Source organism: Blautia sp. HCP3S3_G3 (assembly GCF_052063365.1).
Lineage (GTDB): Bacteria > Bacillota > Clostridia > Lachnospirales > Lachnospiraceae > Blautia_A.
Genome location: NZ_JBQHXR010000002.1, coordinates 139,936 through 153,586, shown reverse-complemented (window position 1 = coordinate 153,586; position 13,651 = coordinate 139,936). Strand labels below are relative to the sequence as shown.

Sequence of the window (13,651 nt, the reverse complement as noted above, 5' to 3'; positions counted from 1 at the left end):
CATATAAGCGGAATTTTTGCTTGTATGCCGGCTTTTTTTATGTTACAGGAGCGTGCTTCGCATTTTCCTGTAATATAAAAAGCCTTCCGGTCGGGATTGCACAAACAAAATTTTACAAAGATATAACATAGTTTTATCTTGGAATTGACATCAGGAGATTATCATTTTTTATACTATGGGGGAAACTCTGTAGAACAGGGATAAAAATTTTGGGGAAAGGAACTGGATTATTCAGATGAAGAAAGCAGAAAAGAAGACAGAAAAAAACGCAGCCGTTTCCGTTTCTGAAAAATAAAGATATTTATGCGGTAGCCCTGCTGGCAACAAAAGGCGGTAAGACGAGAACCGCCATTATTCCATGCAGCAATAACGTTTTTAAGCGTCTGATCGATATTCCTACCAGGAAGGGGACGTTTATGCTCTCAGAAGAACTGATCTTGCATTTCCTTCCGAAGATGTTCAAAAACTATGAAGTAAAAGAAAAATCACTGCTTCGCGTGACGAGAAATGCAGATATTGATACAGAAACCATTTATGACGAAGACCTGGACTACAGAGAGGCTATGGAAAACCTGATCAAACAGAGAAAGCGGATGAATCCGGTAAGAATGGAACTTTCCAGAGAACTGGATAAAAAAATGATCAGTTCTTTGTGTAAAGATATTCAGGTAGAAAAAGACCATGTATTTCTGTCCAGAGTTCCATTGGATATGTCTTTTGTGTTTGCTATCCAGAGTTACCTGAAAAATACAGAACAGGAAGATCTTTTCTATCAGAGAAGAACTCCGAGAATGACGCCCCAGCTGGACACCAAAAGCCGCCTGATTCCGCAGATTATGAAAAAAGATGTGTTATTATCCTATCCATTTGAGAGTATCAAGCCATTTATCAATCTGCTTTATGAGGCTGCAAAGGATGATTCCGTAGTATCCATTAAGATGACCTTATACCGTCTGGCAAATAAGAGCCAGATCGTGGATGCACTGGTGGAAGCTGCTGAAAATGGCAAGGAAGTAGTTGTTCTGGTAGAACTCCGGGCACGGTTTGATGAAGAAAGTAATATTGAATATTCCAGAATCCTGGAAGAAGCCGGATGCAGAGTGATTTATGGATTGAATGGATATAAGGTACATTCCAAGCTCTGTCTGATTTCCAGAAAAACAGAGGATGGTGTTTCTTATATCACGCAGATAGGCACCGGAAATTATAATGAAAAAACATCTGCCATGTATACGGATCTGTCCCTGATCACCGCTGATCAGGAGATTGGAAAAGAAGCAGCGGAAGTCTTTGCAGCCACTGTTAAGAGGAGAAACAGTGGAAGAAACCAGAGCTCTTCTGGTAGCACCCAAGTGTTTACAGAACAAGGTTCTGGATATGATAGAGGAAGAAATTTCCCGTTTGAAAAACGGAGAAGATGGATATATCGGTATAAAAATCAATTCCCTGACAGACAAGGTGATTATTCAGAAACTGATTGAAGCTTCTCAGGCAGGTGTAAAGATTGAAATGATTGTCAGAGGAATCTGCTGTCTGATCCCGGAAGTAAAAGGCTATACAGAAAACATAAAAATAGTGAGCATTGTGGGGCGCTTCCTGGAACATTCCAGGATTTACCGGTTTGGCACAAAAGAACGGGAAAAAGTATATATTGCATCTGCTGATTTTATGACCCGGAATACCGTTCGCCGTGTGGAGGTGGCAGCACCGGTTCTTGATAAAAAACTGAAAGAACGTCTTGACTGGATGTTTGAAACCATGATGAATGACGATGAAAAAGGAAAACGTCTGACATCAAAAGGTAATTATGTTGACAGAAGTCTGAATGATGTAAAGATGAATTCTCAGGAATTGTTTTATGCGATGGCATATAGTAATTCAGAAAAAAAGTGAACTATTGACCACATCCCCAATGGTCTAGCTGGTAATATTTTTCATTAACGAATTAAGTGTTGACTTTTTGACTGAAAATAGAATAAACTAATGGAAGTTTCAAACAACTAATATCAAAGCAAGATGGAGGAAAATATGACCAGAAAATCAGTATTAGCCATGCTCACAGCAGGTACCATGGCAGTTGGAAGTTTCTCATTCACATGTATGGCAGGGGAAGAGGAAGAGCAGGCATCTCCTTCAATTGAGGTAAGTGAATATTATTTCGGAGTTCTTAATGTTCCTTATGCAGATTTTTATTATGGTGAGATCAATCATATTCAGCCGGAAGCTCTGGAAGACGGGATGGAAGGGAAATATGAAGCCGAGGATATGGCCGGACTGGAAGGATACCGGGAAGATGGCATTTATGATGCAGTGACGTCAGCAACCAATGCGAAATCCACCCGTTTTGCAAAGACCTACTACGAGGAAAATGGAGACGGTGCGAATATCATCGGTCCATCGGGAGTTCATGTAGCGATTTCCAAAGTTCTGTACGAGAATGTACAGCAGGCGATTAAAAATGGAACGGAATGTGCCAATCCGCTGATCGACCTGGTTTCTTCACTTGGTGAAGTAACAGAAGATATTCCTGCTGAATACAAGGTAATCAATTCTGATGGCACGTTGAGTGAAACAATTGGTGTAACGGTTCCGGCAGAAAATGTAACAGCAGAATTTGCATCAAACTCTGTATGGGGAAATTATCAGTTGTCCTTTGAAGGACTAGAGCTGGACGCAGCGACGATACAGGGGGCACTTCTGGAAACTTCAGATGGAAAAATTTATGGACTGGAACATCTGGATAATCTGTGGCTGCAGCCAAATGAAGTGGCATTTGCAGTGACGGAGATGACGGAACCGCATGGCAATACGCCTTCTTATCAGAGATTTGAAGATATTCAGGGAAAAACAATCACAAAAATGACATATATGATTGCAGATAGTGATGATATTTCTATTGATCTTGATTTTTACTGCAAGGAACTTCTTCCGGAAGATGCTTCTCTGTATTCCATGTCGGATGGCGTGATCACTCTGAGTCCGGAATTGAAGCCGGGACAGTATTCCCTTGTTCTTTCTGATGAAACCTATGCGGATCAGAAACTGACCTGTATGGTAGAGTCCGGTCTGAACGAAGAGGATGTTTCGATTGTGGAAAACCGGCTGACTGTAGCAGATAACGAAAGCGGACTGACAGCTTCAGATTATATTTCTGCTCTCAGTTCGGTAAGTGTGAATGGAGAGGCTGTGAACGGAAGAGATTTCGGAGCGGTTATTTTCCAGGAAGACGGAAGTGTCAATACGGATGCAGCTTTGGATGTAGATGGAGAACAGGTTCCGGTGTTTGATGAAGCAGGTTTCTGTGAAATCAGGCTGGAAGCGACAGGGTATCCGGCAGTGACAGGTACCGTTACTCTGGATTAAAACATGAGAAATGCGGATACATAAAAAATGAAAGTTTCTGTTGTTGTGGAGGACGGGATGATTGCTGAGGTTAAAATCCTGGAGAGAGTGGATGATGATCCGTATTTTACCGATGCAAGGACCGTACTTGTTCCAGCTATTCTGGAAAAACAGTCCGCTGATGTGGATACGGTAAGCGGGGCTACGTTCAGCTCCGAAGGAATTCTGGAGGCGGCAGACGATGCCCTGAAGCAGGCTATTGGGAACGTAGAATAGTGGTACTTTTTCTGTCCCTAATGGAATATGAGAAAAATTATCAATTGCGGTTATTGACATAGAATATATGTAAGTATATACTAACTACCGTAATAGATAAAAAATTATAATTAAAAGAGGAAAGCTGGTGGACTATGATGCCTTTATCTATAGCGGAAACCGGTCGGATGAATCAGATCCGGAAAATCGGTGGAAAAGAAGAGACCAGGCGTTTTCTGGAAAGTCTGGGATTTGTGGTTGGAGGCTATGTTACGGTTGTTTCTGAGATGAACGGCAACCTGATCGTGAACGTGAAAGAATCACGTGTGGCAATCAGCAGGGAAATGGCAAATAAAATTATGGTTTAGGAGGAAATGAAAATGAGTACATTGCGTGATGCAAAATGCGGTGAGACGGTAAAGGTTCTGAAAATCCGCGGAGAAGGAGCAGTAAAACGCCGGATTATGGATATGGGAATCACAAAAAATACAGATATTTTTGTTCGGAAAGTAGCTCCGCTTGGGGATCCGGTGGAAGTGACTGTGCGTGGATATGAATTATCTCTTCGCAAAGCAGATGCTGAGATGATCGAGGTTCAGTAATTTTTTTTGCTTTGTAGTTAGAAAAAGCTAATAAAAATTATATTTAAGAAATAAAAGAAAGATATATATAAAGAAAATATAAAAGAACAAACAGATATCTGACAACAAGGTTAAAATGAATGACATATTAATAGAGGAAATGAAACATAACAGGAACATGTAAAAGGAAAGAGAGGATGAATATGAAAGTTAAGATTGCGCTTGCGGGTAATCCCAACAGTGGTAAGACAACGCTGTTTAATGCACTGACCGGTTCCAATCAGTTTGTAGGAAACTGGCCGGGTGTTACGGTGGAAAAAAAGGAAGGAAAGATCAAAGGATATACGGCAAAGGGAGAAGAAGCCATCCTGGTAGACCTCCCGGGTATCTATTCTCTTTCTCCTTATACTCTGGAGGAAGTGGTTTCCAGAAATTTCCTGATCGGAGAGAAACCGGATGCCATTATTAATATTATTGACGGTACGAATCTGGAAAGAAACCTGTATCTGACTACGCAGCTGACGGAACTCGGCATTCCCGTTATCATAGCTGTAAATATGATGGATCTGGTAAAGAAAAACGGAGAAGAACTGAATGTAGACCGTCTTTCCAGGGATATCGGCTGTAAGGTTGTGGAGATTTCTGCTCTGAAAGGAGATGGAATTGACCAGCTGATCCAGAGAGCAGTAGCTATCGCAAAAACAGGAAAGAAAAATCAGCCGGCCCACAGATTTGAGGGATGCGTGGAGCATGCGATCGCGCATATTGAGGAAGCAATCAGCGGTAAAGTGGATCAGAGTATGGAGCGCTGGTATGCAGTAAAACTGTTTGAAAGAGATGAAAAGGTACGGGAAAGCCTGAATCTTGATTCTGCGCTTCTGAACCACATTGAAGAAGATATTGTCAGCTGTGAAAAAGAAATGGATGATGACGCAGAGAGTATCATCACAGGAGAACGTTACAATTACATTGGCAGTATCATTGAGGACTGTTACAAAAAGCGTGTGAAGAAGCAGATGTCTACATCCGATAAGATTGACCGCATCGTGACAAACCGTTTTCTGGCACTGCCGATCTTTGCAGTTGTGATGTTTATTGTATATTATGTGTCGGTTACTACGGTAGGAAGTATTCTTACTGACTGGACCAATGATACCCTGTTTGGGGAGTGGATCCTTCCTGCAGCACAGAGCGGTCTGGAAGCAATCGGATGCGCAGACTGGCTGACCGGTCTTCTGGTAGATGGTATTATCGGCGGTGTGGGAGCAGTGCTTGGCTTCGTACCGCAGATGCTGGTACTGTTTATCTTCCTTGCGTTCCTGGAAGGCTGCGGCTATATGGCTCGTATTGCATTTATCATGGACCGTATTTTCCGTAAATTCGGACTTTCCGGAAAATCCTTTATTCCGATGCTGATCGGTACAGGATGCGGTGTTCCGGGTGTCATGGCTTCCAGAACCATCGAGAATGACCGTGATCGTAAGATGACGATTATGACCACCACGTTTATTCCCTGTGGTGCAAAGCTTCCGATTATTGCCCTGATTGCAGGAGCGCTTTTTGACGGTGCTGCATGGGTGGCTCCAAGTGCTTATTTTGTAGGAATTGCGGCCATCATCTGCTCAGGTATTATTTTAAAGAAAACAAAAATGTTTGCAGGAGATCCGGCACCGTTTGTTATGGAGCTTCCTGCTTACCACCTTCCTACAGTAGGAAACGTACTCCGCAGTATGTGGGAACGCGGCTGGTCCTTTATTAAGAAGGCAGGAACGATCATTCTTCTTTCCACGATTTTCGTATGGTTTGCCCAGAGCTTCGGATTTGAAAGCGGAAGTTTCGGTATGGTAGAGGATATGGATAACAGTATTCTGGCAGGCATTGGTTCTGCTATTGCATGGATCTTTACTCCTCTTGGATGGGGCGACTGGAAATCAGCAGTGGCAGCGATTACGGGTCTTGTTGCAAAGGAAAATGTAGTTGGTACGTTTGGTATCCTGTATGGATTTGGCGAAGTTGCAGAAGACGGTGCTGAAATCTGGGGAACACTGGCAGGTTCTATGACTGCAGTGGCAGCTTATTCCTTCCTGGTATTCAACCTTCTGTGTGCACCGTGTTTTGCAGCAATGGGTGCGATTAAGAGAGAAATGAACAATGCAAAATGGTTCTGGTTTGCTATCGGATATCAGACACTGCTTGCATATGTTGTTTCCCTGTGTGTATACCAGATCGGTACACTGATTACCGCCGGTACCTTCGGTAGTGGAACAGTTGTGGCCTTCCTTCTTGTGATCGGGTTTATTTATCTTCTGTTTCGTCCATATAAGGAAAGTCAGAAACTGACAGTTCCAAATAGTATTGATGGAAAAGTGAGAGCGTAAATTAGAGTATGTTTGAAAATTGCTTTCCGACAGATGTGCGTCACTATTTGTGGGAAATTTGACTAAAATGAGGGAGGTATCGGGCATGGGAACGATGATTGTTTTTCTGATTCTGGCAGGAGCTGTCGGATTGAGTATTCGAAGTATGATAAAAGATAAAAAAGCCGGTAAGTCGCTGCAATGCGGGAAGAATTGCAGTCACTGCGGGTGTCATTGCCATCATTCTCAGGAGTAACCTATGCATAAAGACAGAAAAAATGTCGGAACGGAAAAGAAAAACATGGAATCCGAGCGATACCTGACGGGTAATATGGACAGAAAAACAGTGACAGAACTGCTCAGGGAAAATGGATTTCGTGTTACCAGACAAAGAGAAATACTGATCGATATTATATTGAATGAAGAATGCACATGCTGCAAAGAAATTTATTATCTGGCGTCCAGACAGGATCGTGGGATTGGAGTTGCGACGATATATCGTACGATCGGCGCACTGGAGGAAATCGGAGCGCTGAAACGCAAAAAACCGTATGAACTATGCTGCTGTGAACGGGAAATGAATGGAAGATTTCTGGTGGAACTGGAGGATCATTCTGTAGTGGAACTGGATCAGAATTCGCTGAATGCAGTAGTGGAGCAGGGATTGAAACGGTGTGGTTATTCCAGTGGAAAACGGGTGATGATGATCCGACATATGCAGCAGTCGTGAAGATACTTTCAAAAAGCGAAGTACAGAGGCAGAAAGCCGATTGTACTTCGCTTTTTGGGTTGAAACGGTTCAGTACCTCCGAATGCATTGCCAGTTCCATGGTAAATCCAATGGGGATGATATTGGGAGATTTTGGATGCGCTGCAGCAGAAAAAGTACTATTGTAATTACCTGATAAAATCGATATAATGAAAAAAGAAAAGGAAAAATATGAATACGGGGGGGAATGAAGTATGAAAAAGAAATCGAAAGGACTGTCTGCCCTGTTGATCCTGCTTTGTCTGACCGCTGTGATTTTTGGCTCAGCTCTGACGGTAAACGCGGCAGGCTACCGGCTGAACAGAACATCGTTGAGTCTGAACAAGGGAAGCAGCTATGTATTAACGGTAAATACGAAAAGCAAAATTACATGGAAATCCAGTGCTTCTTCCGTTGTTTCTGTAGCTTCAAATGGAAAAGTTACTGCCAGAAAAACGGGAACTGCATACGTGACGGCCAAATCTGCGGGACGGACATTGAAATGCAAGGTAACCGTTTTTTATGCAAAAATGGATGCGTCATCAAAATCGGTAGAAGAAGGCAAAAGCTTTTCTCTGAAAGTAAGCGGAAAAACAGTATCCAAATGGAGCAGTTCGGATACCGGAATCGCATCTGTTACATCTTCCGGGAAGGTTACCAGTAAAAAACCAGGCAAATGCACCATCTATGCCTATGTCGGCAATTCCAGGCTTTCCTGTACGGTAACGGTAACAAAAAAGAAAGCAACCGTTTCTTCGGGCAGTGCCCAGTTGATCGCTCATCGCGGAGCATATTATCAGGCACCGGAAAATACCATTCCATCGTTCCAGCTGGCTGCCCGGCAGGGATACAAAGCGATTGAGTGTGATGTAAGAGAAACCAAAGACGGCGCTCTGGTCATTTCCCATGATGCGTCTCTGCTTCGCTCCTGCGGTATAGATGCGCTGATTTCCAATCTGACTCTGAAGCAGATCCGTCAATACAGAATCATCAGCGGAAATGGAATCGGAAAATATCCAAACCTGAAGATTCCCACGCTGGAAGAATATCTGAAGGTTTGTAATCAATATAAGTGTACTCCGGTAATTGAGATTAAATCCCCCATGTCTGAGAAGGGAATTAAGAAGCTTTACAACACCATTTCCGGTTCTGTGAAGTCACCGGTAGTTATTTCTTTTTCAACAAAAATACTGGTAAGTCTGAGAAAGTACAGCTCACGCTTATCTTTGCAGAAAATTTCCAAAACCTGGAGTCAGTCCTTGCTGGATACCTGCAAAAAATATAAGTTTGATGTGTCTCTTCAGGATACGGCGTTTACTGCACAGAACGTGAAAAGCGTACATAATGCAAAACTGAAAATCGGTGTATGGGTTGCGGAAAATCAGTCCCAGATACTGAAGTATAAAAAAATGGGTGCAGATTATATTACTGTGAATATATAAGAGTTCCTGTGAATGCGGTGAACAGCAGTAGATCAGAATATGGGAGGATAACCAAAAGTCATCAGATGGAAAAACGGAATTTTTACAGATCTTTTGTTGCTGTGTATGTAGTTCTTGTGCTGCAGAATGTGATATCATTAAGTGTCAATCTGGCAGATAATCTCATGCTGGGTTCCTACAGTGAAACCGCGCTTTCCGGTGTGGCAGCAGTCAATCAGATTCAGTTTGTATATCAGCAGATCCTTACTGCAATCGGTGATGGACTTGTGATTTTATGCAGTCAGTACTGGGGCAAGAAGCAGACCGGAACTATGAAAAAAATTGCAGCAACTGCTATGCGTACAGCACTGTTCGCAGCAGTTTTTCTGTTCGTTTTAGTCAGCCTGTTTCCCGGTAAAGCCATGAGCTTTTTTACCACAGATGCAGCTATTGCGGCACAGGGCATGCGTTATATGAAGACGATTCGCTTTACTTATGTGTTCTTTGCTGTGACGATGATTCTTCTGGCATCCATGCGCAGTGTGGAAACCGTAAACATTGCGTTTTATCTGTCCATCTCCACACTGGTGATCAACTGCTGTATCAATTTTACCAGAGAGCAGTGAGGCAAATAAACATAGATACATACCAAAAGAACCGGGAACAGAAAAAATAAAAGATGATTTCAGGGAGAAGTGGAGAAAGTTGTTTTTTCCGGCAGGAGAAGGGTGAAAATGGATTATCAGGAAACGATTATATTTATTATGGAAATGCTTGGCACAGTGGCATTTGCAGCTTCAGGTGCCATGGTGGGCGTGGGCAGAAACATGGATATTTTTGGCATCAGCGTCCTTGGAGTAGTGACGGCTGTGGGCGGAGGAATGATCCGTGATATTGTTCTGGGGATTATTCCCCCGGGAGTATTCCAGAATCCTGTCTATGCTCTGGTGGCTACAATCACTTCCTGTATTGTGTTTGGAGTGATGTATCTGAAAAGAGAGATACTGGAAGGGAATTTCCGGATTGTATATGACAGGATTATGCTGATCATGGATACGGTAGGACTGGGGATTTTTACAGTAGTGGGAGTAAATACCGGAATCAAGCAGGGGTATACGGACAATACATTTTTGCTCGTGTTTCTCGGAACCATCACAGGAGTGGGCGGTGGTTTGCTTCGGGATATGATGGCAGGAGTTCCACCGTATATTTTTGTCCGCCACATTTATGCATGTGCTTCGATTGTGGGAGCTGTTACCTGTGTGTATATATATAGAAGCTATGGTATTCTGCGCGCCATGATTGTTGCCTGTGCAGTAGTCATTCTGATCCGGTATCTGGCTGCCCACTATCACTGGAACCTGCCAAGAATGCATTGGGATGAAGAACCCGTGGAGAAAGACTGCAGAAATGAGAGAAAATGATTGTTGACAGCAGTATGTCAGGGAATACATCGGGAAACGCATCGAGGGATATATCAGAAAATGTATCAGAAAAGACATCAGAAAAGACATCAGAAAATACATCAGAAAATACATCAGAAAATACATCAGGAGGTACATGATTGAAAAAACATCGATTAGCTGCAGTTTGTGCAGTGGTGACAGCAGGGACTTTCACACTGTCAGTTTCTGCAGGAGCATCTGAGGAGAAAGTCAGCAAAACAGAAACGTCTGGCGGAGAAGAAACCAGCAAAGAAGAAATCAGTGAAAAAGAAACTGACAAAGAACAGACCAGTGGAGAAAAAGACGAGACAGAATCTTCTGGAAAAGAAACTTCAGAAGGAAAGATTCTGAATGTTTTTTCCTGGAATGAAGAATTTAAAATCCGGATGGAAGAGTATTATCCGGGTTATGAAGCAGTAGATGATACAACCGGTACGATTGGAGAAGTCACTGTGAAATGGGTGATCGTCCCGGAGAGCAGTGCAGATTATCAGAAAGAACTGGATCAGGCTCTTCTGAATCAGGCATCTGCGTCAGAGGAGGAAAAGATTGATCTGTTTCTTGTGGAAGAGGAATATGCACGGAAATATGTGGAAACAGATTATGCCATGGATCTTGCTGATCTTGGAATTACAGAAGAGAATACGGCAGGACAGTTTTCCTTTACAAAGGAATATGTGACGGATGCGGATGGCAGGCAGAAGGGAAGTGCCTGGTATGCATGTCCTGGTGTTCTGATCTACAATCGGGAGATTGCCGGAGAGGTACTTGGAACAGATGAACCTTCGAAAGTGCAGGAATCTGTAAAAGACTGGGATACTTTTCTGGAAACAGCAGAGGCGATGAAAGAGGCCGGGTACTCTATGACGTCTTCTGTATATGATACTTATCGTATATTTGCGGAGAATGCTGATGGAAGCGGGAATGCCGGTGACGGCATCACAGCAGAGGAACACCTGAAAGAATGGGAAGAAATGTCAAAGATAATGGCTGACAATCAGGAGACCGGCACATTTGAAATGTGGAGTGAGGACTGGAGCAAAGGGTTCTATCCGGATGGCGGGGTATTCTGTTATTTCGGACCATCCTGGTTTTATGAGTACGATATGGACAGTGATGTGGAAGGAAGTGTGGCGGCACAGGGTGGATGGGCCGTAACAGAAGGACCGGAGAGTTTCTTCTGGGGAGGAACCTGGCTTTGTGCTGCAGAAGGGACGGATAATCCGGAACTGGTAAAAAATATCATGTTAAAAATGACCTGCAATAAAGAAGTGCTGAATGGAATTGCTGCTTCCTCAGGTGATTTTGTAAATCACATCAATGTGATGAAAAATTATGCAGAGGATGAACGGTTTGACAATGCAGTTCTTGGCGGACAGAATCCGGTAACACAGATTCTGAATTGTGCGAAATCCCTGAAACTGGGAAATACTTCCGGATATGGTGTGATTTCTGCAGAAGAATTTCTGGATGAAATAAAAGAAAGACCACAATAAAGTGGTCTTTCTTTTTGCCCTTTCGGACATGTATAAAAATATTATGAGTGGAAACTTAATCCAGAGGCTGAGTATCCTGAAGTGCCATAAAGCCTTCCTCACCTGTACGAATCTTAACAACGTTTTCGATATCGTATACGAATATTTTACCATCTCCATACTGACCTGTGTGAAGAACTGCTTTTGCAGTATCGATCACTTTCTGAACAGGTACCAGGCTGACAACGATTTCAATTTTGACCTTCGGAAGAAGATTCATATCCATTTCAACACCACGATAGTAGGAACGTGCACCTTTCTGTACACCGCATCCCATAACGTTTGTAATGGTGATACCGGTTACGCCGATCTCGTTCATTGCATGCATAAAATCATCCAGCTTGCTCTGACGGGTGATAATAACCACTTTGGTAAGTTTGTGAACACCTTCTGCCGGCATTTCCGGAATAGATTCTACCGGAGCAGAAGCAGCAGCGGTATTTACGACCGGAGCAGCTTTTGTAACACCCATAGGAGTAGGAACGGTTACCATGCTGTCATGAACAACGAATCCGTCGTATGCACTGGTAAGTCCGTGTTCTTTGCCATCCAGACCTGCAATTTCTTCTTCTGCTGATACACGAAGTCCTACCGTATGTTTGATTACCAGGAAGATAATGGTCATTGTAACAACGACCCATGCGATTGTAGCAGCCATACCGATGAACTGAACGCCGAAGCCGTGGAATCCGCCGCCTACAAGGAGACCTTTCCATTCAGTACCGGCACCGTCAGAGAAAAGACCAACAGCGAGAGTTCCGAAAGCACCGTTTAAGCCGTGAACGCCAACAGCACCAACCGGGTCATCGATTTTCAGGACTTTGTCGATAAATTCAATACCAAATACGACAATGAAACCGGAAAGAATACCAATAATTGCTGCAGAAGTAGGAGAAACGGTATCACATCCTGCAGTGATTGCAACCAGACCTGCCAGAGATCCGTTCAGAGACATGGAAACATCCGGTTTTTTATAGCGTACCCATGTGATAGCCATAACAGTTACGGTAGCAACAGCAGCAGCGAGGTTGGTTGTTACAAAAATTTTACCTGCGCTTACAATGGCATCGCCTTCCATACTTACGGTAGAAGCACCGTTGAATCCAAACCAGCAGAACCAGAGAATAAATACACCTAAAGCGCCTACTGTCAAGTTATGACCAGGAATCGCTTTGGATTTACCGTCTTTGGTGTACTTTCCGATACGAGGTCCAAGAACGATAGCACCGATTAGAGCGGCAACACCGCCGACCATATGTACGGCACAGGAACCTGCAAAATCGTGGAAGCCCATCTGGCTGAGGAAACCGCCGCCCCAGATCCAGTGACCGGATACCGGATAAACGACCAGACTGATCAGAAAACTGTAGATACAGTATGAGGAGAATTTGGTACGTTCAGCCATAGCACCGGAAACGATGGTAGCGGAAGTAGCGCAGAATACGGTCTGGAAAATCAGAAATGCCCAGAACGGAACACCGTCAGGAAGCATTCCGGTTCCATAATTTGCCTCAGAAGCGATTCCGTGAATGGAACCAAAGAAGCCGTTTCCTGTACCGAACATAATACCAAAACCAATGATCCAGAAGGTAGGAGTTCCGATACAGAAGTCCATCAGGTTTTTCATGATAATGTTACCTGCGTTTTTTGCTCTGGTGAAACCAGTTTCAACCATTGCGAAGCCGGCCTGCATAAAGAAGACCAGTGCGGCGCCAAGGAGCACCCAAATAGTGTTTACAGATGAAAATTCCATAATAATTTCCTCTCTTTCCCTTTTTTATCAACTTTTCAAGGTATCTTCAGAATGCCTCGAATCACCGGAGCATCCTGAGATGAAAAGGTGATCGATTCTGTAAAAGAATCATTTATCGAAAAACGCGGAAAAACTTTTCCTAAAAAAAGTTCTCCGCGTCTTTGCGAACATGAAATAATGTGATATAATAAATTTGTATTCACATCTTATGAGA

At 43.2% G+C, this 13,651-nt stretch carries 12 protein-coding genes and 1 pseudogene; 12 read left to right on the top strand and 1 reads right to left on the bottom strand.

The features are described 5' to 3' along the window. Positions 1-263: 263 nt before the first annotated feature. The 12 genes and pseudogenes from ppk1 to ACTNEW_RS04365 form a co-directional block, all read left to right on the top strand. Positions 264-1,893, top strand: a pseudogene (ppk1, locus tag ACTNEW_RS04420) (polyphosphate kinase 1); the annotation flags it as partial. Between the two features lie 135 nt (positions 1,894-2,028). After that, a complete protein-coding gene (locus tag ACTNEW_RS04415; protein WP_441058391.1) occupies positions 2,029-3,363 on the top strand; it encodes a hemoblobin-interacting domain-containing protein in 1,335 nt (444 codons plus the stop codon). A 27-nt stretch (positions 3,364-3,390) separates the two neighbouring features. Next, the gene (locus tag ACTNEW_RS04410; RefSeq protein WP_441058389.1) at positions 3,391-3,618 is read left to right on the top strand and encodes an FMN-binding protein; all 228 of its coding nucleotides are present in this window, start codon (positions 3,391-3,393) and stop codon (positions 3,616-3,618) included. A 134-nt stretch (positions 3,619-3,752) separates the two neighbouring features. Beyond that, positions 3,753-3,965: a FeoA family protein gene (locus tag ACTNEW_RS04405; protein ID WP_441058387.1), complete on the top strand. Its 213-nt coding sequence runs from the start codon at positions 3,753-3,755 to the stop codon at positions 3,963-3,965. Between the two features lie 12 nt (positions 3,966-3,977). Then, complete coding sequence (locus ACTNEW_RS04400) at positions 3,978-4,199, top strand: FeoA family protein (RefSeq protein WP_441058385.1); 222 nt, start codon at positions 3,978-3,980, stop codon at positions 4,197-4,199. A 182-nt stretch (positions 4,200-4,381) separates the two neighbouring features. Next, positions 4,382-6,556: a ferrous iron transport protein B gene (gene feoB / locus ACTNEW_RS04395; RefSeq protein WP_441058383.1), complete on the top strand. Its 2,175-nt coding sequence runs from the start codon at positions 4,382-4,384 to the stop codon at positions 6,554-6,556. An 85-nt stretch (positions 6,557-6,641) separates the two neighbouring features. Then, positions 6,642-6,791: a FeoB-associated Cys-rich membrane protein gene (locus ACTNEW_RS04390; RefSeq protein WP_441058381.1), complete on the top strand. Its 150-nt coding sequence runs from the start codon at positions 6,642-6,644 to the stop codon at positions 6,789-6,791. A gap of 3 nt (positions 6,792-6,794) precedes the next feature. After that, positions 6,795-7,265: a transcriptional repressor gene (locus ACTNEW_RS04385; protein ID WP_441058379.1), complete on the top strand. Its 471-nt coding sequence runs from the start codon at positions 6,795-6,797 to the stop codon at positions 7,263-7,265. A 233-nt stretch (positions 7,266-7,498) separates the two neighbouring features. After that, complete coding sequence (locus ACTNEW_RS04380) at positions 7,499-8,725, top strand: glycerophosphodiester phosphodiesterase family protein (protein WP_441058377.1); 1,227 nt, start codon at positions 7,499-7,501, stop codon at positions 8,723-8,725. A gap of 65 nt (positions 8,726-8,790) precedes the next feature. Next, positions 8,791-9,330, top strand: coding sequence for an MATE family efflux transporter (locus tag ACTNEW_RS04375; RefSeq protein WP_441058375.1), 540 nt, complete (start codon positions 8,791-8,793; stop codon positions 9,328-9,330). A gap of 108 nt (positions 9,331-9,438) precedes the next feature. Further along, complete coding sequence (locus ACTNEW_RS04370; RefSeq protein WP_441058373.1) at positions 9,439-10,128, top strand: trimeric intracellular cation channel family protein; 690 nt, start codon at positions 9,439-9,441, stop codon at positions 10,126-10,128. Positions 10,129-10,268: 140 nt separating this feature from the next. Beyond that, entirely contained in the window at positions 10,269-11,645 is a 1,377-nt protein-coding gene (locus ACTNEW_RS04365; protein ID WP_441058371.1) for an extracellular solute-binding protein, read from the top strand. Between the two features lie 55 nt (positions 11,646-11,700). On the opposite strand, the gene ACTNEW_RS04360 is transcribed toward ACTNEW_RS04365, so the two are convergent. Further along, on the bottom strand, positions 11,701-13,437 hold the full coding sequence (locus ACTNEW_RS04360; RefSeq protein WP_441058369.1) for an ammonium transporter: 1,737 nt from the start codon (positions 13,435-13,437) through the stop codon (positions 11,701-11,703). Between the last annotated feature and the right edge of the window lie 214 nt (positions 13,438-13,651).

Bases quoted from the DNA above. Each gene is read 5' to 3' on its own strand.
- ACTNEW_RS04415 (WP_441058391.1), top strand. From the start codon at position 2,029: ATGACCAGAAAATCAGTATTAGCCATGCTCACAGCAGGTACCATGGCA.
- ACTNEW_RS04410 (WP_441058389.1), top strand. From the start codon at position 3,391: ATGAAAGTTTCTGTTGTTGTGGAGGACGGGATGATTGCTGAGGTTAAA.
- ACTNEW_RS04405 (WP_441058387.1), top strand. From the start codon at position 3,753: ATGATGCCTTTATCTATAGCGGAAACCGGTCGGATGAATCAGATCCGG.
- ACTNEW_RS04400 (WP_441058385.1), top strand. From the start codon at position 3,978: ATGAGTACATTGCGTGATGCAAAATGCGGTGAGACGGTAAAGGTTCTG.
- feoB (WP_441058383.1), top strand. From the start codon at position 4,382: ATGAAAGTTAAGATTGCGCTTGCGGGTAATCCCAACAGTGGTAAGACA.
- ACTNEW_RS04390 (WP_441058381.1), top strand. From the start codon at position 6,642: ATGGGAACGATGATTGTTTTTCTGATTCTGGCAGGAGCTGTCGGATTG.
- ACTNEW_RS04385 (WP_441058379.1), top strand. From the start codon at position 6,795: ATGCATAAAGACAGAAAAAATGTCGGAACGGAAAAGAAAAACATGGAA.
- ACTNEW_RS04380 (WP_441058377.1), top strand. From the start codon at position 7,499: ATGAAAAAGAAATCGAAAGGACTGTCTGCCCTGTTGATCCTGCTTTGT.
- ACTNEW_RS04375 (WP_441058375.1), top strand. From the start codon at position 8,791: ATGGAAAAACGGAATTTTTACAGATCTTTTGTTGCTGTGTATGTAGTT.
- ACTNEW_RS04370 (WP_441058373.1), top strand. From the start codon at position 9,439: ATGGATTATCAGGAAACGATTATATTTATTATGGAAATGCTTGGCACA.
- ACTNEW_RS04360 (WP_441058369.1), bottom strand. From the start codon at position 13,437: ATGGAATTTTCATCTGTAAACACTATTTGGGTGCTCCTTGGCGCCGCA.